The organism is Acetobacter sp., assembly GCF_022483985.1.
Lineage (GTDB): Bacteria > Pseudomonadota > Alphaproteobacteria > Acetobacterales > Acetobacteraceae > Acetobacter.
On record NZ_JAKVME010000001.1, the window covers coordinates 393306 to 411072 of the forward strand.

Below are 17767 nucleotides of genomic sequence, written 5' to 3' on the forward strand. Positions count from 1 at the left end.
CATGACGGACAGGACCGAAACTGCCTCCCGATCAGGCTGTTCTGATGGGGAAGCGGAGGTGATCTCCGCACAGTGACCGTCATTTGAAGGAGTGCGTGATATGGAAAATCCGCTAGAAGACTCGCCGCAGCGCGACGCCAGAATCAAGGCCAGAGCCAACGAGATGTGGGTTGCCGACGGCAAGCCGACCTGTGGTCCGGAAGGTTATCTGGAAGCCGCGACGGATCTGGTCGGGATGGAACTCAACCCGGACGCGGGAGAAATCCCGGTCGAGTTTCCCGTGCCGCTGGCTCCGAACGGCCAGCCGATCGAAAATGCGAAAATTCAGGAAAATCTAGGCAATCCCGGCGGCAGCATGGACGAACTGGACGACAGGCAGGAAGTGCCGTTTGGTACACGTGCTGAAGAAGGCAAGGCGCTGAAAGACTCCTGACGCACGGTTTTTCGATACATGCATGGCTGAATCCCGTCTGGTGACAGGGTGTTCGTTAAGCCATCCTGTGCAAGAATGGCCTTCTGGTAGTCACTGGAAGGCCATTTGCATGTCCGCAATCCCCGTACCTCCCGTCGCTCACAAGAACCCGCGTCGCATCAAGCAACTCGGCCGTTCCCGTGTGGACGACTATGCGTGGATGAAGGACGATAACTGGCAGGCCGTTCTGCGTGATCCGGCCCTGCTGCGCCCGGAAATTGCCGAGCATCTCCGTGCGGAAAATGCCTACTCTGACGCTGTGCTTGCTTCTACCAGCGCGTTGCAGAGCGACATCGTCGCCGAGATGAAAGGGCGTCTCAAGGAAGACGACTCTTTCCCGCCACTTCCGCACGGAAGCTGGCGCTATGGTGTCCGCTATGAGGCCGGGTCCCAGTATCCTCGGTATGTTCGCCATGCGGAAGGTCATCCGGATACGGAAGAAGTGCTGCTCGATGCGGATAGCCGGGCAAAGGATCAGCCCTATTACGCGGCACGCGGCGCAACTCATAGTCCGGACCACCGGCTGTTTGCATGGGCGGAAGACACGCAGGGGTCAGAAATCTACACCATTCGTGTGCGCGACCTGACCACAGGTGAGATGCTGCCTGTCGAGATAGCGAACTGTTCAGGAGAATTCACCTTTTCTCCCGATACGCGTTTCATTTTCTGGACCTGTCGGGATGATAACGGTCGTCCGGTGCGGATTTATCGCCGGGCGCTGACCGGGAGCGACGATGTTCTGGTGTATGATGAGCCGGACTCGGGTTTTTTTGTCGGAGTAAGCGCGGCGCGTTCCGGCAAATGGATTGTCATCAGCACCAATGATCATGACACGTCGGAAAACTGGATCATTCCCGGCAGTGACCCGGAGGCGTCGCCTGTGTGTGTCGCCCGTCGTGAAAAGGGGCTGATGTATGAACTGTCCCATTGGGGAGACAGGTTTGTCATTCGCACGAATGCCGATGGGGCGACGGACTTCAAGCTGATGACAGTCGCCGATGGGACGGCCGATGGAGCGATTGGTGAACGTTCGGCGTGGCGTGAGCATGTGCCTTACCGCGCAGGGCACTACGTCACGGGCGCGGTCTGCTTTTCCGGGCATCTGGTCTGGACCGAGCGGGTGAATGCGAACCTTGTCATCGTGATCGAAGACGCCGCGGGTAAACGGCATCAGATTGCGACGGATGAAGACGCCTACACACTCTCGCTCGATGGCTCCTACGAGTTCGAGACGACGGAACTCCGCTATTCCTACCAGTCGCCGACCACGCCGCGTCAGTGGTTTTCCTACGACATGGAGGACCGCACGCGGCATCTGCTGAAGATGCAGGACGTTCCGTCGGGTCATGATCCGGAGCACTATCGGACGAAGCGTCTCATGGCCAGAGCGCCGGATGGCGAACTCGTGCCGATCACGCTGCTATGGCACCGGGACACGCCGGAGGGCCAACCCGCGCCGATGCTGCTTTATGGTTATGGCTCCTATGGCATTTCCATTGACCCGACATTCTCGACCCGTAACCTGAGTCTGGTCGATCGTGGCTGGGTCTATGCCATCGCGCATATCCGGGGCGGTTCGGAAAAGGGCTGGGACTGGTTCCTTGGCGGGCGAGGGGAGCACAAGGAAAACACGTTCACGGATTTCATCGCCTGTGCTGACCATCTGATCGGGCAGGGCTGGACGGATGCCGGTCGTATTGTGGCGGATGGCCGCTCGGCAGGCGGCATGCTCATGGGGGCGATCGCCAACATGCGTCCGGACCTGTTCGCAGGGATCGTCGCGGTTGTGCCGTTTGTGGATGTGCTGAACACCATGTCGGACGACAGTCTGCCGCTGACGCCGCCGGAGTGGCCGGAATGGGGGAACCCGCTGGTTGATGAAAAAGCCTATGACCGGATTGCCGGTTATTCACCCTATGATCAGATTACTGCAAAACCCTATCCGGCGATCTTCGCCATTGGCGGCCTGACGGACCCCCGCGTGACTTACTGGGAGCCCGCCAAATGGATTGCGAAGCTTCGGGACCATTCTGTCTCAGACAGTCCACTTCTGCTGAGGATCAACATGGAAGCGGGACATGGCGGCGCGTCCGGACGCTTCAAGGCGCTTGATGAAGCCGCCCTGATTCATGCGTTCGCGATCTGGGCAGAAGCGCGTGGCCGACAGGTGAGCGCGTGACAGGAGCGGTCCTGCGTGGCATTGGCGTTTATCTGATCCACGGATTTTGCCGAGGCTGTCCGGGGAGCAATGGCTTGAGGGAAGATAGCTGAATGTCACAATCCGGTTTGCCGCCGCATGATGACGACCATGTTCACCTCGCGCCCTGTACGGTCGAAGATGTCACGCTTGAGCAGAGGCAGGCAGCCCGACGGGCGCAGTGGAAAGCGCGGGAGGTACTCGCGTTCGCCATTGTCGCCATCACAACCTACACAATTCATGGTTTTCTGAGTGCGCTGGCATGGGGTGTCGTGTTCGCCGTGGCGACATGGCCGCTCTATCGCAAGATACAGGCGCGCTGGCCCCGTCTGGCGCACGGGGCATTTCTGCCCGCAGTCTGCACGGCGGGGATGGCTCTGCTCTTTCTGATCCCGATGCTGTTTGTCGGACTTGAGGCGGCCAACGAAGCGCAGAACGTGCTGGGTCTGATGAAGCATGCCCGGAATGCCGGTGTGCCGGTGCCGGTCTGGGTCAGCAGGCTGCCTTTTGGAGCCAATGCGGTCATCAAGTGGTGGGACAGCCATCTCTCCGATCCCAGCGCCGCAGCGGAGTTCTTCAGCTCGTTTGATGCGCGGGGGCTGGCCATGACAAGGACGGTCGGGTCACAGGTCGTCCATCGTGGCACGCTGTTTTTCTTCTCCATCCTGACCCTGTTCTTTCTCTACAAGGACGGGGACACGATCATGCGGGAATGTACCGTGGCTTCCCGCCGGGCTTTCGGCCGACGGGGTGAACTGATCGGACACCAGATCATCGCTTCCATCCACGGCACTGTCGCGGGGCTGGTGCTCGTCGGAGTGGGCGAGGGGATCATCATGGGAGTGATCTATTTTCTGACGGGAGTTCCTCATCCGGTTCTGCTTGGTGGCGCGACGGCCATTGCGGCGATGATCCCCTTCTGCGCCATGATTCCGGTCGGACTCGCCGCGACTTTCCTGCTTGTTGACGGCGGAACGATGTCGGCTGTGGCTGTCTTCGCCATCGGAGCGGTGGTGATCTTCACGGCGGATCATTTCGTCCGTCCGGGGCTTATCGGTGGCAGCACGCAGTTGCCGTTTCTGTGGGTGCTGCTCGGGATTGTCGGTGGTGCCGAGACATGGGGGCTTCTCGGTCTCTTTCTCGGCCCGGCTGCGATGGCGACGCTGCATCTGCTCTGGCGTAACTGGTCTCGTGAACGGGGAATGAGCCTGAAGGGAGGATAAGTCCTTTCAGGCCGGAATTCGCCCCGTTTGTCCGGAGCGGCACGTCATGGAATATAAATGTTATTGTGATACGCGTTCGGCATTCGCGTTACAGGCCAGCCATGCCATAGTGCGGTGAAGTAGCAGCGGGCCAAGCACTCCTGAAGTCCGACACGCAGAATCTGAATGAACGGAAGAGCAGTGCCCGGACAAAAGGCGTGTTTCGTGGTCGGCAGTGTGATGCGGCACGTTCTCGTTATGGCGGGAACCGGCGCTATCGGGTTGATGGCCGTGTTTGCCGTCGACATGCTGAACATGATCTATATCGCTCATCTCGGTGAGCCGGCCCTGACTGCGGCAATCGGTTTTGCCGGCGCGGTGGGCGGCATCCAGATAGCGGTCTCCATCGGTCTGACCATTGGGCTTGGCGCCTGTATCGGCAGGGAGATCGGCGGCGGCAGCTTCTATCGGGCGCGGCGGATCGCCTCCTCCTTCATGCTGACCAATTTCGTGCTTACGGCGATGGTGGGCATCGTGACGGCGATTCTGGCACGTCCCATCCTTTCGCTGCTGGGAGCATCCGGAGAGGCGCTCGATCAGGCCGTTCTCTATCTCTATCTGACCTCTCCATTTCTGCCGCTGATTTCTCTCGGCATGTCCGCCTCGGCGCTGATGCGCGCCGTCGGAGATGCCAAACGCTCCATGAATGTTACCCTTGTGGGGGCGGTCCTCACCGCCATTCTGGACCCTCTGCTGATTCTCGGGCTCAGAGAGGGACTGGTGGGGGCCGCCATCAGCACGATCCTCGCTCGTGGAGCGGTTCTCGTGCTCGGATGGCGTGGGGCGAGCCTGCATGGAATGCTCGAATGGCCCAAGCTTGTCGCCGTGTGGGGTGACAGCCGTCGCGTTGCGGTGATTGCCATTCCGGCCATCCTGACAAATCTGGCGACCCCCGTGGGAGGGGCTTACGTCACCGAGCATATGGCGCAGTTCGGTCTTGAGGCGGTCAGTGGCCAGACGGCGGTCGAGCGGATCGTGGTGGTCGCGTTCGCCATGGTTTTTGCGCTGACAGGCGCTGTTGGGCCGATCATTTCGCAGAACCTCGGAGCGGGCAAGCTGGATCGGGTGAGGGAGGTGCTGGTCGCTTCTCTCAAGATTGTGGTGGGCTGTGTCGCCTGCACCTGGCTCGTGCTGGCGCTTTCCCAGAATCTGCTGACGGCGGGCTTCCACCTTCAGGGGGATGGGGCTGCCCTGATCCATCTGTTCTGTTCATGGACGGTGCTGGGCTACCTGTTTGTCGGGATGCTGTTCGTTGCCAACACGGTGTTCAACAATCTCGGCCATCCGCTGTATTCGACCCTGTTCAACTGGGGGCGCGCGACACTGGGAACGATTCCCTTTGTTGCCTATGGAGCCGGATTCGGCGCGTTGGGTGTGCAGATCGGTCAGGCGGTAGGCAGCGTGCTGTTCGGAGGGTTGGCGATTATTGTCGCCTTCCGTGTCGTGCACGGATTGTCAGTGCCGGGGGCTGCCAAGGCTCCGATGCAGAGAACGGATGTCCGGGCCAGTGATGTGCCGACGCAGAGCGCGGAGGCCGCCATGGTGGATCTCGACGAGATGGGAGAGGCGGATCTGTATGCGAAGGACGGATCGCCGTAAAATCTCGCGCTAAAGATGGGCCTCCGTGATTGTTTCGGCGGGAACAGGGGCCATATCAAAGCAGTCTGTCACTGGTCGGTTTAAAGTCGGTCGTGTTGTTCTCGCTCGATCCACGATCATTGATGTGATGGTTTTGCTCGAGCGCTTTTTTCTGGGGGACCGCCATGTCACGTCTGACGCAAGCCGAGCGCGATGCGCTTCCTGATAGCGCCTTTGCCCTGCCGGGGCGGCGATATCCTATTCCTGACAAAAGCCACGCCAGAGATGCTCTGGCGCGTGCCAGCGAGTTTCACCATCGGGGTGAGTTGTCGGATGAAGAGTATGAGACGGTCGTCCGACGCTCTCGTGAGGTGCTTGGCGAGGACGAGTAATACCAACGACGACCCTATGGCACGCCTTTTATACAGGCGTTGCCCGACCCGAGAGGGACCGCACGCTCTTCCGATTTATTGGCGATAAACGCTTTTCAAGGGCGCACCTTTGGCGAGAGCCGGGGCAGCGCCCCGTGATCTCTCTGCTGAAAGAGGCCGGGTCTCATCCGTAGGAAAGACCCAGTCCTGTGTCATCGTCAGCTTGAACTGGAAGAAGAAGTCGATGACGTGGACGATGTTGAGGTCGTGCTGGAAGTTGTCGCGTCGGAGAACGAATTGACGTCCGACATATCGATCGTGCTGTCGCCCATATTTACGTAAATCGTGCTGCCGTTGCGCGTAATGCCGGTGACCGTGCCGGTGACGGTAAACGGCACGTCTGACGTGTTGCCGGAATTGTCCGCTGTCTGCACGGCGATGTTGTAGGAGCCGTCCTTGAGCTGGACTCCGCTGTTGCTGGTGCCATCCCACGTCCATGTATTGGTGCCGACAGAGGAGGTCAGTTCCGCCGTCTTGACGACGTTGCCGTTACTGTCGGTGACGGCGATTGCAATCGGTTCCTGCGTTGTCGTCTTGAACGAAACGCTGCTGCTGCCGTTCTGCAGGGGCAGTTCACTGGTGGTTGCGATGGCGGTCTTGCCGACCAGCGACATGTCGGTCGACTGCTGACCATCCTGCGTCAGGGAGATGAGCGTCTTCAGGTTGGTGTTGGTATCGACCTGCTGTTCCACGCTTGCGAACTGGGCGAGTTCGGACGTGAAGGAGTCACTGCTCATGGGGCTGCTCGGGTCCTGATTCTTGAGCTGCGTGGTGAGCAGGGTGAGAAACGTGTTGAAGTTGCTGGTGAGCGAGGAAAGCGCACTTGTGCTGGTATCGGTTGCCGTGGTGCTGGAGGCGGCAGTGTTGGCGGCCGCATTGACCGATGCCGCGGACTGGGACGCGCTGACTGCGGATGAAAGAAGCGAAGTGGAGGAGGATGTTGCTATCGTTGTCATATCCGGTTCTTTCAGGCTGTGATGTTGACTGAGCCTGTCCGCAGGGCAGTCAGGGCGTATGTCTGGTCGCTGGTATCATCGGCGTCTGACGCCGTGGTCGAGTTCGCGGATGGGGCCGCACTCCAGTTGCTCCGTGCACCGTCGCCGTTGCTGTTCCCGGAGAGTGTACCGCCAAAAGCGTTTGTAAAATCTGAAGAGCCTGCTGGCGTTGCCGCGCTGTTATCCTGTGGATGCTGATGAGACTGATTGTTCTGCGAAGAGGAAGAAACAGAACTGTTGTCTGCCAGGCCGAATGAAATCTGCGATCCGGTTGTCGAGATGCCTGCATTTTCCAGAGCGTGAACCAGTTCGTGTTTATGGGTCTGTAATTCGTTCAGGGTCGTAAGACCGTCCGTTCCAATATGAATGTTCAGCCCGTCAGATGTGGCGGATTTATCAATCGTGACGTGCAATGCCGTCTGGTCATCATTTTGCAGCGCGACTGTCAGGTTGAGCGCTGTGGAGCTTGTGTCGGACGATGCGGTCCTGTCGATGGAACTGGTGGAAGTCGTTGCTGCTGACTGCGATGTGTTGACGGCAGAGGAAGAGCCGTCGCCTGCCGTGTTGGCGGACAGTCGCTCAGAAAATGGTGTGGCTTCGTTATAGGCCTGCGGTGTCGTCATGTTTGCAGTGAGAGAGTGATCAGACGAAGCATGCTGTCCGGACTGCCTGTTGTCGTCACTGTTGCCTGACTGGTCGGTGGCTGTCTTCCCGGAGATGATGGAAGACGATACGCCTTCTGTCTGTGGTTCCGCAGCGGCGGTTTGTATCTGTGCAGAACCCGGAATATCGGTGCGTGACCGGGTGCTGACCTCCAGACCGGATGTGTCGGCTGCGCTGGTTTTCCCTGTCGGGGAAGCCGAGACGCCAGAAACTGGATTCCAGATCACCTGCGTCAGTGAAGACAAACCGACGGACTGGGCCGATATCTGTGCTGCTTGGGCAGTATCGGCACTGTTGCTGCTCTGGGCAGTCTGAAGTGCCGCTGATGGACTGACCTGACTCTGTGCCGGTAGGACCGTCGACTCAGATGGCATATTCCGGACGGGAGTGGTCGTTGTGGAAACAGATGCCGTTTCAGTCTGCGCTTTCGAGGAAGAGAGTGTTTCACCTGAAAGAGTGTGCCTGCTCTCTTCGGTGTTGGGGAGAGTGATCGCAATATCCTGCAAGGACTGAATTTGCCCGAAGCTGCTTGTGCTCGCAGGGCGGGTACCATCAGGCGAAGACGATGTGTGACTGGTGTCGAGGTCAGAGGTGACTTTTGCATCCGCTATCATTGAGAGGACGGCTTTGTCTCCAGCCGCCTGCACACTGGCCGTCTCGGTAGTGGCTGTCTGGTTTTTCGTTCCCTGAACGCTGGTTGTTTGAAGGCCCGTGATTCTGTTGCCCGATATCTGCGTGTCTGTGATCGCGCTGACGGCAGTCTGGTCACGCGTTCCTTCATTCTGCTGTGTCCGAGGTGAGGCGTCGCTCAGAGATACGAGTGGATCAGATGCACTCGCTTCCGTATTTCCAAATGTCGTTAACCCAGCCAGAGAAATATGTGTGCCGGAAAGCGCATTGCTGACTGTTTCCGCGGTCAGGACGGGTTTTCCTGACTCGTTTCCGGATGCAGGCGATGGAGAAGAAATGGTTGCCTGCCCTGTGCCGAGGGAGGACACGGTCTGGCCACTCTTATCAGAGGAAGTAACGGCGGCTTCGGTGGGCAGCGATGAAGGCTGCAAAACGGTCAAGGCCGCCAGTTCCAGCGTTGTATCCGAGGGCGTCTGTGTTGTGCTGTTACTGTCGCTGGCGGACTGTTCAGAACTGCTCTGTTTTTCCGTACGCTGGTTTTTTACCGGACGGCTGTTAGGGGTTGTATGACTGCTGTCGGTGGTGCTGCTGGCAGTGGGGGGGGCAGAGGCATCTTTCGTGACGACGGACAGTGGAGACAGACTGGTTGCTATGGCGGCCGTTTCCTCCTGAGCCGTGCTGGTAGAGGAAAGCGATAGCGACGTATCGGCGGAGGCCGCTGTAATGTCCGATGATGTCTGGGTGCTCTCATTTTTCCCTGCTGATGGGGATGAGATGTCCGAGGATTTCAACTGGGCAGAATTTGCCGGGCTGGTTTTGGATTGGGAGCTGTCCGGCAGGCTGGCGGTCTGACGTGCCATATGGTCGCCAAATGTGGTCTGCGAACCTGTTCTGGCCAGATCGTCTGTCGGTGAGCTGGCGGGGGATGGGGACCGCCGGGATATCGCCGCAGAAGAACCGGTTTGTCCCGAAGCGACCTTGGTCACTTTGGGGGAGTTTTCTGTAAGCAGCGATGTCAGCAGACTTGCCATAACTTAATCCCAGTCGAATTATGCAATGAGAATAGATGCAAATTTCGTGCCAACTGAGGGGAGATAGTTTCCCCGAAGAGGGTCTGAGAAGGTTTTTTTGAACCGACCGTTATGTAATATACTGAAAATATTGAATTTATGTAAAATCCTTATGCAGATAAAGATCGCAAGGTTTCTCATTTGAGTGGAGGTGGGAATTAAGTGAACGAGAGGAACGCTCGCATCAAACAGGCACGAAAATACCATGCTCGGCAGAATTTGCCGGTCTGTTGAGTGAAGTTTTTTCCGGAAGTTCTGAATGGAAAATGGAAAGGTAAATATTGCAGATTTCTTTGGCGCATTTCCTGGAGTGTTTATTAACATCGATAAAAAAACGTGATCAGGTGGAAGTTGGCACGTTTTCTGCATGGATAAGGGGTGTTGAGGTCGTCGGCGCCGGGTTGCCGGGGCCGCCCTTTAGGAGTGATCCATGTCGATTTTCAATTCTCTTACAACAGCTGTTGCCGGTATCAATGCCCAGTCAACGGCTTTTACAAATCTGAGTAACAATATCGCCAACAGCCAGACTGTCGGCTACAAGGCATCCGATACGAGCTTTCAGGATACGGTCTCCAACAATCTTGCTTCCTATGCACAGGGTCAGGCCGTTTCTGATGGCGTGACGGCTTACACGACGTCCCAGACGCAGAAGCAGGGCACGATTTCAGCCAGCACGAATACGCTTGCCCTTGCGATTTCAGGAAACGGTTTCTTCGATGTTTCGCAGCCATCAGGTCAGGCGACCGCTGGTAAGGAAACATTCTCGGACCAGCAGTATTTTACACGTAATGGTAACTTCTATCAGGACAAGAACGGCTATCTGTTCAATACATCAGGTTATTACCTGAATGGTTACATGGTCGATCCCAAGACGGGAACGCTCAACAACACATTGACGCAAATTCAGATTTCAGATGTTGCGTTCCGTCCGACAGAGACAACGACCCTGACGATGAGTGGTGGCGTCGATACCGGCAAGACGTATTCCCAGACGGTTTATGACTCGACGTCCCAGTCCCATACACTCTCCACAACCTGGACGCAGACGACGACATCCAGCGACAATACTGGCGGGTCCACATATACGGTTGCGATTGCAAACGGTGATTCCACCGACTCCACACTGTCTGTTGGCAGCGATACTTCCACATATACGGTTGATTTTGACTCCAGTGGAAACATCAAGGATGTGAAGGACTCATCCGGTAATCTGGTCGGTACGGGTTACAGTGGTTCCTCGGCAACCCTGCCGATTACACTGACCTACTCTAATGGTGCGGCGTCCCAGACGGTTGATCTCGATCTGGGTACGGTTGGCAGCAGCGCAGGAACGACAACCGCGGCAGCGAATTCAACGACACCCACACTGACCAGTGATAGTGTGACCAGTGGCACCTATCAGGGTATTTCCATGGAATCCGACGGGTCCATCATGGCGACTTTCAGTAATGGTGACACGCAGCTTGTCGGTAAGGTGGCGCTGGCTTCGTTCGTAAACCCGAACGGTCTGATGGCTGTTGATGGTCAGGCCTATCAGGCGACTTCAGCCTCGGGTTCCGCAACAATTGGAACGGTGGGTTCAAATGGCACGGGTATTCTGAAGACATCTTCCACAGAATCCTCCACGACTGACCTTACATCCGACCTGTCCAGCCTGATCGTCACTCAGGAAGCCTATACAGCCAACACCAAGATCGTCACGACGGCGGACACCCTGCTGCAGGCGACGATTGCGATGATCCGCTAACGGCTGATTAACCTGTTTTTCACCTGAGCGGAGCAAGATGAGCAAAAGATCGGTAGTTCCGCCCGGTTCAACAAAGCGCCGCGTCGCCAAAAAACTTGGGCGTGGTGCGCCTTGCTACATTCTTATTGGGTTGGCGAGGTTTTGTCGGAGTTCAAGGTCATGGATCTGAACAATGCTCTGTCCATCGCCACCAGCGGGCTGGAAGGCACTCAGTACGCTCTTGGCGTGCTGTCACAGAACGTCTCCAACGCCAGTACGACTGGTTATGTGGAGGAAGTTGCAAACCTCAATTCCGCCGATACGACGGGGACGGGGTCCGGTGTCTCGATCGGACTGACAACGCGCAACGTCAACAATGCGCTACAGGGCAGTCTTTACACACAGAACGCCTCAGTCGCCGCGCTGACGGTAAAGAGCAATTCCCTTTCCGCCATTACGGCGCTTCAGGGATCGACCAGCTCGGATTCAGGATCAAGCGCGACCCTGTCGGATGAGGTTGGCAATCTTTCGAATGCCATTACGTCGCTGATTTCAACGCCCTCCAATGCGACGGCGAGAAGTAACGTCATCAGCAACGCGCAGGCGCTGACGGCATCCATCAATACTCTCTCGTCAGCCTATCAGTCACAGCGTCAGGCGGCACAGGATTCGATTGTTACCGAGGTTTCTTCGGTGAATACAGATCTGACAACGATCGGTGTTCTTTCGAAGCAGATCATGTCCCTTAAAGTGCAGGGCATGAGCACGGCCGATCTGGAAAACCAGCGTGCCGCCGCCATGTCCGACCTCTCTTCGTATCTGTCGGTGACGTATACGGAGACATCCAAAGGCGACATGCTGGTCAAGACAGCAGATGGAACGCAACTGCCAACCTATCCTAAGGATAGCAATAACAACAGCCTTTCGACCTATCCGACAACAAGTTCCAACAGCGAGGGAACGTCCACTCTGGAGCCCAGTTCGACCTGGCCCCTGACGACGGATGCTATAACCCTTACTGCGACCTCATCCATTACCGCTTCCGCAAACAGCAGCTATATTCCGGCCATTACGCTGGTGGGCAGCACAACGGATCTGACGTCTCATCTGACGGGTGGTCAGCTTGGCGCCAATATCGACCTGCGGGATAATGTCTACCCAAAGATGCAGGCCCAGCTTGATTCCTTTTCCTCAACGCTCGCAACGCGATTCAATGATGAAGGAGTTGCGTTGTTCACCGACAGTTCCGGTAACGTGCCGGGAACAGACACAACCTCCTCTTCGCCTTCGGGTATTGTAGGGTTTTCAAGTGTCATTCAGGTGAGCGCGACGCTGGCCGCTGATCCATCTCCATTGTCTGAAAATGGATCGACAGATACCGCTCAGGCATTATTGCAGACTGCATTAGGGGCCGGTTCACCCACAGCACCCAGTTCGGGGCTGGGTGTCAATGGCAATATTTCCACCGGTTATAACGGTAGTCAGACACTTGCCAATCTTGCGACCTCTCTGACATCCGCTCAGGCGCAGGTGGCGTCGTCGGTGACGGCCAGCCTTACAACTGCGACGTCCGTGCAGTCTTCATTGACCACAAAAGTCTCGAATGTTTCGGGGGTCAATGTGGATAATGAGATGTCCCACATCATTGCATTACAAAATGCCTATACAGCGAATGCAAAAATCATAACAGCCGTGAAGGATATGTTCACGGCGCTTCTGAATGCGGTGTAAAAGTCATGAGCACATCTGTTGGTCTTTATGGAGCAAGCGGCACAGCTTATGTGTTGCAGCAGGCAGTCAGCACCCTGACTGACAAGCAGACAGCGCTAGTCTCACAGGCGACAACCGGCGTGGTGTCCGACACCTATGCCGGTCTGGGAGACCAGCGTGGGCAGGCGCTGAGTCTGCAACCTCAGATTACCGCAATTTCCACATGGCAGACCTCCATCACCGGTGCGCAGACGAACCTGAGCGTGACAGCGGGGGCTCTGACGCAGATCGTTGCGCTCAATACGACACTGCAAAATGACCTGTTGTCCCTGAAGGGAACGCTTGGACAGGATACTCTGGCGACTGTTGCAGAAAGCGCAAAGACGGCTCTGTCCGAACTGGGCGATTACCTGAATACCAAAGGTAGCAACGGCTATGTCTTCGCCGGGACTGACGTCAACAATGCTCCGGTTTCCGATACAGGTGATCTGGCGAGCAGCACCCTTGCGACGGCCACTTCCGATGCGGTCAGTCAGCTTGATACGCTGGGAGCTTCCTCTGTTTTTGCAACAGCGACATCGTACGCCGCAAGTGGCGGAACGTACACTGATGCGTCCGGTGCAACGGTCAGCCTGTCCGTTTTCTCGTCTGCTCTGTCCACAGATCCAAGTTCGGCAAAAAGCCTTGAAACAAAAGCAGTTGTCGGACAATCCTCTGTTGTTAATGTTGGAATGGTTGCCACGGAAGGAACAACGTCGGCGGATTCCACAACGACCGGCTCAGCCATTCGGGATTTGATGCGTAATCTGATGATTGTCGCATCTCTTGGAAGTGCTGATACGTCCAGCAGTAGTTTCTCAGATCTTGTGACGCAGTTGACAACATCGACAGCTTCCGTGGGAACAACGCTGAGCAATCAGCAGAGTGCTGTCGGTCTTATGCAGAACTCGCTGACGGCTCAGTCGACGAACCTGTCTACAATGAGCAGCATGCTCACATCCCAGCTTGCCGATATCAAGGAAGTTGATATCGCGGCTGTTTCCGTGCAGACAGGGAATGTTCAGGATCAGCTTCTTGCGTCGTATACCCTGATCTCTGATCTCAAGAGTATGACGCTGGCAAACTACATATAATTGGTTTTCGTTGAGGGGTGTTCGCGGAAGGACGTTTAAAAGTCCTTTCGCCGGGGCTCAGAAGCCAATCATGGCGTCTCCACCGAATGTGAACATTCCGCTGTTCCGATTGTCATTGAATGGTGTCGTGCCATTCAGCGACCGGTCGAACCTGACTTCCGGACGGATTGCGAAATATCCGTAGTCTTTGCTCAGCGATGTTTTGTAGGTTATGCCCAGCGTAAGTGCGCCATATGTAGTGCGGGGCGCGCTCTCCACAGGTGCTGAACGTCCTGCAATGGCATTCATATAACCTTCATTACTTAAAAAGCTGGCCACCATCAGCCCCGTATTGTCACGATAAATCTCGCCTCGATAATTAAAGGTCAGATTTTTCATGAAGTTCCAACTGAGATAAGAGACAAAGCTTTCTGTGTCGGCTCTCAATCCGTCATCGTGCATGTAATTGAATTCTCCCGTCACAATAATGGTGGGAGTAATTTTGTAGATGGCAGTCAGGTCATTCCAGAAACGTAAATCCTCATTGACTCCGTGAGTAAAAGCAATACGTGAATCCTCGGAGCCAAAACGGCTTAACTCCGTTAGTGTGAGTTTCCCATGAGCCAGATTATTCAGTGTGATTCCCGCATATCCGGCGGGAGCACTGTTGTTGTCGTTTCGACCAAAAGTGGTCTGATTACCGGTATCGATACCTGTGAGAACATCAATCATGGGGGTGACATGGATGGTGGCCATCATGCCCACATGCTGAAAGGGGACTGAATACTGACCCGTATAGCTGAATGTGTAGAATGGACGTGCTGTTGGATCAAAAGCCTCCAGCCCCATGGGAGCCTGAAGAATGCCAGCATGCATATCGACACCCAGTCTGGTGAACCAGGGGAGATGGGCGTCAAGCTGGGCATGTGAGGGAATGATCTGGTAACGCGAGTTGAAAGCCCGGTCTGAAATGCCGAGAAGGTGGTAATATCGGGAGTCCGAACCGTAAGAAGCTTCAAGAGTAAAACCGAAGCTATACCCGTTGGTCGTTGTGTCGATGCCGTGCGCCAGAGTCAGGGCAAACTGATTGAGCTGGGCCTGATTGGCATGATCGCCAATGAAGTTTCCAAAATTGATGCCATTGTCTGGCCTTGCGGGATTAGCGGTAATGCCGCCATCCATGCGACCAGACAAAGTTATGGCTCGCCACCATTCTTCGAAACCCGCTGCTTCAGTGTTTTTGGTAAATAATGGAATGGCAGCGTAGCCTGAAACGGAGCCTTCCATTGTCAGGCAGGCCAATGCCGGAAGAAGAACTGATTTCCACTTTGACAACGGCATTGCGAATCCTGTCTCGTGCAGAAATATATTGATGAATGGGGTGTGTGATTTCAGTATAATGTGACGTTATTTATTATTGTATTTGAAATGAAATTAAAATATCTTTTAATAAGATATAGACGGAGAAGTCGAGGCGGACATTCCTGTCGTTTTTTTAATAGAAACGTACACTCGCAATTTCGTAAATACATAAGAATTTTAATGTATTATACTGACTGTAGCGTCAGGTCATGGAGGTCGGATTAAAAAACCGCTCAGGATAACGACAGTGACTGCGTCTGTTCTCCTGCCAGCAAGGACAGACGCTTTTGTGATTCTGGGCTATTCAGAAACCGACTGCTCGGCGCTTTCTTCTGCACTTGTCGTCGAAATCTCGGTTTTGCCAACAAGACCCCGGGCGAATTCCTGCGCCGAAAAAGGACGCAGATCCTCGGCTTTCTCTCCGACACCAACGGCATGGATCGGCAGTTTGAACTGGTCTGCGAGCGCGACCACGATACCACCACGAGCCGAGCCGTCCAACTTGGTCACGATCAAACCTGTGACGTTCACTAGTTCGCGGAAGACACGCACCTGTTCAATAGCGTTCTGTCCGGTCGTCGCATCGAGCACCAGAATGACGGAGTGGGGCGCAGTCTCGTCAAACTTCTTCATCACACGGATGATCTTGGCCAGTTCCTCCATGAGAGCGCCCTTGTTGTGCAGGCGTCCGGCCGTGTCGATCAGAAGCAGGTCCGCGCCTTCTTCCTTGCCGCGCTTGAGGGCTTCGAAAGCAAGTCCCGCAGCATCGGCCTCAGGCTTGCCGGCAATGACCGGCACGCCCGTCCGCTCGCCCCAGACCTGAAGCTGCTCGACTGCGGCGGCACGGAAGGTGTCGCCCGCCACCATGATGACTTTCTTGCCCTGCTCGCTGAAATAGCGGCCCAGCTTGCCGATGGTGGTGGTCTTGCCGGTGCCGTTGACACCAACCATCAGCATGACATGGGGTTTGAGATCCGGGTTCGGCTCGAACGGGATCGCCACAGGCGTCAGAACGTGCGCGATTTCATCCGCCAGTGTCTGCCGGACTTCGTCATCGGTCACTTCCGTCCCGAAACGGGTGCTGCGGAAGGATTCGATGACGCGCTCAGCCACTTCCGGGCCGAGATCAGCGGCGATCAGGTGTTCTTCCAGATCTTCCAAGGCCGCTTCATCAAGCTTGCGCTTGGTAAAGACACTGCTGAGTTTCTGGGTGGAGCGCGACAGCCCCTGCTTGAGACGGGAGAAAAATCCGAGTGCCATGATTATACGATCTCCGCCACAAGCCCTTTTTCGTCAACCGCTACCGGACGCAGAACTTCAATGCGTCCCATCTCCGACTGACCGTGGGCCAGTCGAACAGGGGCAAATTCCTCGCTGTGACCGCTTTCCGGCGTTTCCATCAGCACGCGCAGTTCACGGCCAAGAAGGCTCCTGAAATAATTCTGCGCCGACTGTTCGCCAACAGCGCGGACCCGGGCGGCACGAGCCTTGCGTTCGACAACCGGCACGGCAGGCATCTTGGCGGCAGGGGTGCCGGGACGGGCGCTGTAGGGAAAGACGTGGAGATAGGGCAGGGCGGCCTGCTCAAGGAAAGACAGCGTCTCCCCGAACAGCACTTCATCCTCGGTGGGAAAACCGGCGATCAGGTCAGCACCAATGCCGATCTCGGGGCGGATCGAGCGAGCGCGTTCAATGACAGATGCTGCATCCGCGACCAGATGACGTCGCTTCATCCGCTTCAGGATCATGTCTGACCCGGCCTGCAAGGAAAGATGCAGGTAGGGCATGAAGCGTGGTTCGTTTTCCAGCAGACGCCAGATATCTTCGTCGATCTCCACCGGATCGACGGAGGACAGCCTCAGCCGTTCCAGTTCAGGCACCAGTGCAAGCAGGCGGCGGCACAACTGACCGAGTTGCGGCGTTCCGGGCAGATCGTCTCCCCATGAGGTGATGTCCACGCCTGTCAGCACGACTTCACGGTACCCGGATGCAACGAGGGCGCGCACCTGTTCGACCACCACACCGACCGGAACGGAGCGTGACGGGCCGCGTCCATAGGGAATGATGCAGAAGGTGCAGCGGTGGTCACAGCCCTGCTGCACCTGCACGAAGGCGCGAGTACGTCCGGAGAACTCCGTCACCAGATGAGCGGCGGTCTCCTTGGCGGCCATGATGTCGGACACGGCATTGCCGGACCTGAGGGCAGGGAGGCTCCAGCTTTCGGCCTTCAGCTTGTCCTCGTTGCCGAGCACGCGCGTCACGCCGGGAATGGACGCCCAGCGGTCCGGATTGATCTGCGCGGCGCAGCCTGTCACGACGATGCGCGCATCCGGACGCTCGCGATGAGCGCGACGGATGGCCTGCCGCGCCTGCCGCTCAGCTTCATTCGTGACGGCGCAGGTGTTGACGATGATGACATCCTCCAGCGCAGCCGCGTGGCCTCGCATCACCTCACTCTCATAGGTGTTGAGGCGGCAGCCGAAGGTCAGGATATCCACGCCCTGTGTCGGGTTGTCCCGTGTTGAATTGGGCGTGTCGTCCACCGGCATGTCCGGAGGG

The 17767-nt window shown here is 56.5% G+C and carries 13 protein-coding genes; 8 read left to right on the forward strand and 5 right to left on the reverse strand.

Annotated elements, in window-relative coordinates; translation table 11 throughout:
• The first annotated feature begins 100 nt into the window (after positions 1-100).
• The 5 genes from LKE90_RS01765 to LKE90_RS01785 all read left to right on the forward strand — a co-directional run bounded on the left by LKE90_RS01765 (position 101) and on the right by LKE90_RS01785 (position 5901).
• On the forward strand, positions 101-433 hold the full coding sequence (locus LKE90_RS01765) for a hypothetical protein (RefSeq protein ID WP_291491119.1): 333 nt from the start codon (positions 101-103) through the stop codon (positions 431-433).
• A gap of 109 nt (positions 434-542) precedes the next feature.
• On the forward strand, positions 543-2651 hold the full coding sequence (locus LKE90_RS01770) for a S9 family peptidase (RefSeq protein WP_291491120.1): 2109 nt from the start codon (positions 543-545) through the stop codon (positions 2649-2651).
• Between the two features lie 92 nt (positions 2652-2743).
• Positions 2744-3892: an AI-2E family transporter gene (locus LKE90_RS01775; protein WP_291491121.1), complete on the forward strand. Its 1149-nt coding sequence runs from the start codon at positions 2744-2746 to the stop codon at positions 3890-3892.
• A gap of 165 nt (positions 3893-4057) precedes the next feature.
• On the forward strand, positions 4058-5530 hold the full coding sequence (locus tag LKE90_RS01780) for an MATE family efflux transporter (RefSeq protein ID WP_291491122.1): 1473 nt from the start codon (positions 4058-4060) through the stop codon (positions 5528-5530).
• Between the two features lie 164 nt (positions 5531-5694).
• Entirely contained in the window at positions 5695-5901 is a 207-nt protein-coding gene (locus LKE90_RS01785) for a hypothetical protein (protein WP_291491123.1), read from the forward strand.
• Between the two features lie 197 nt (positions 5902-6098).
• Here the strand turns inward: LKE90_RS01785 and LKE90_RS01790 are convergent, their stop codons facing one another.
• Positions 6099-6896 (reverse strand): flagellar hook assembly protein FlgD, encoded by a 798-nt coding sequence (locus tag LKE90_RS01790; protein ID WP_291491124.1) that lies wholly within the window; start codon positions 6894-6896, stop codon positions 6099-6101.
• Between the two features lie 11 nt (positions 6897-6907).
• Positions 6908-9088: a hypothetical protein gene (locus tag LKE90_RS01795; protein ID WP_291491125.1), complete on the reverse strand. Its 2181-nt coding sequence runs from the start codon at positions 9086-9088 to the stop codon at positions 6908-6910.
• Positions 9089-9728: 640 nt separating this feature from the next.
• Here LKE90_RS01795 and LKE90_RS01800 point away from each other — a divergent pair.
• The 3 genes from LKE90_RS01800 to LKE90_RS01810 all read left to right on the forward strand — a co-directional run bounded on the left by LKE90_RS01800 (position 9729) and on the right by LKE90_RS01810 (position 13867).
• Positions 9729-11045, forward strand: a complete 1317-nt coding sequence (locus LKE90_RS01800; RefSeq protein WP_291491126.1) for a flagellar hook protein FlgE — start codon at positions 9729-9731, stop codon at positions 11043-11045.
• Between the two features lie 159 nt (positions 11046-11204).
• On the forward strand, positions 11205-12755 hold the full coding sequence (gene flgK / locus LKE90_RS01805; protein WP_291491128.1) for a flagellar hook-associated protein FlgK: 1551 nt from the start codon (positions 11205-11207) through the stop codon (positions 12753-12755).
• Positions 12756-12760: 5 nt separating this feature from the next.
• Positions 12761-13867, forward strand: a complete 1107-nt coding sequence (locus LKE90_RS01810; protein ID WP_291491129.1) for a flagellin — start codon at positions 12761-12763, stop codon at positions 13865-13867.
• A gap of 57 nt (positions 13868-13924) precedes the next feature.
• Here LKE90_RS01810 and LKE90_RS01815 read toward each other — a convergent pair whose 3' ends face one another.
• From LKE90_RS01815 to mtaB, 3 genes are all read right to left on the reverse strand, one after another.
• Positions 13925-15133 carry an outer membrane beta-barrel protein gene (locus LKE90_RS01815; RefSeq protein WP_291491130.1) on the reverse strand — a complete coding sequence of 403 codons (1209 nt, stop codon included), beginning with the start codon at positions 15131-15133 and terminating at the stop codon, positions 13925-13927.
• 375 nt (positions 15134-15508) lie between these two features.
• Positions 15509-16468, reverse strand: coding sequence for a signal recognition particle-docking protein FtsY (gene ftsY / locus LKE90_RS01820; protein WP_291491131.1), 960 nt, complete (start codon positions 16466-16468; stop codon positions 15509-15511).
• Between the two features lie 2 nt (positions 16469-16470).
• Positions 16471-17757 (reverse strand): tRNA (N(6)-L-threonylcarbamoyladenosine(37)-C(2))-methylthiotransferase MtaB, encoded by a 1287-nt coding sequence (gene mtaB / locus LKE90_RS01825; protein WP_291491272.1) that lies wholly within the window; start codon positions 17755-17757, stop codon positions 16471-16473.
• Positions 17758-17767 lie beyond the last annotated feature (10 nt).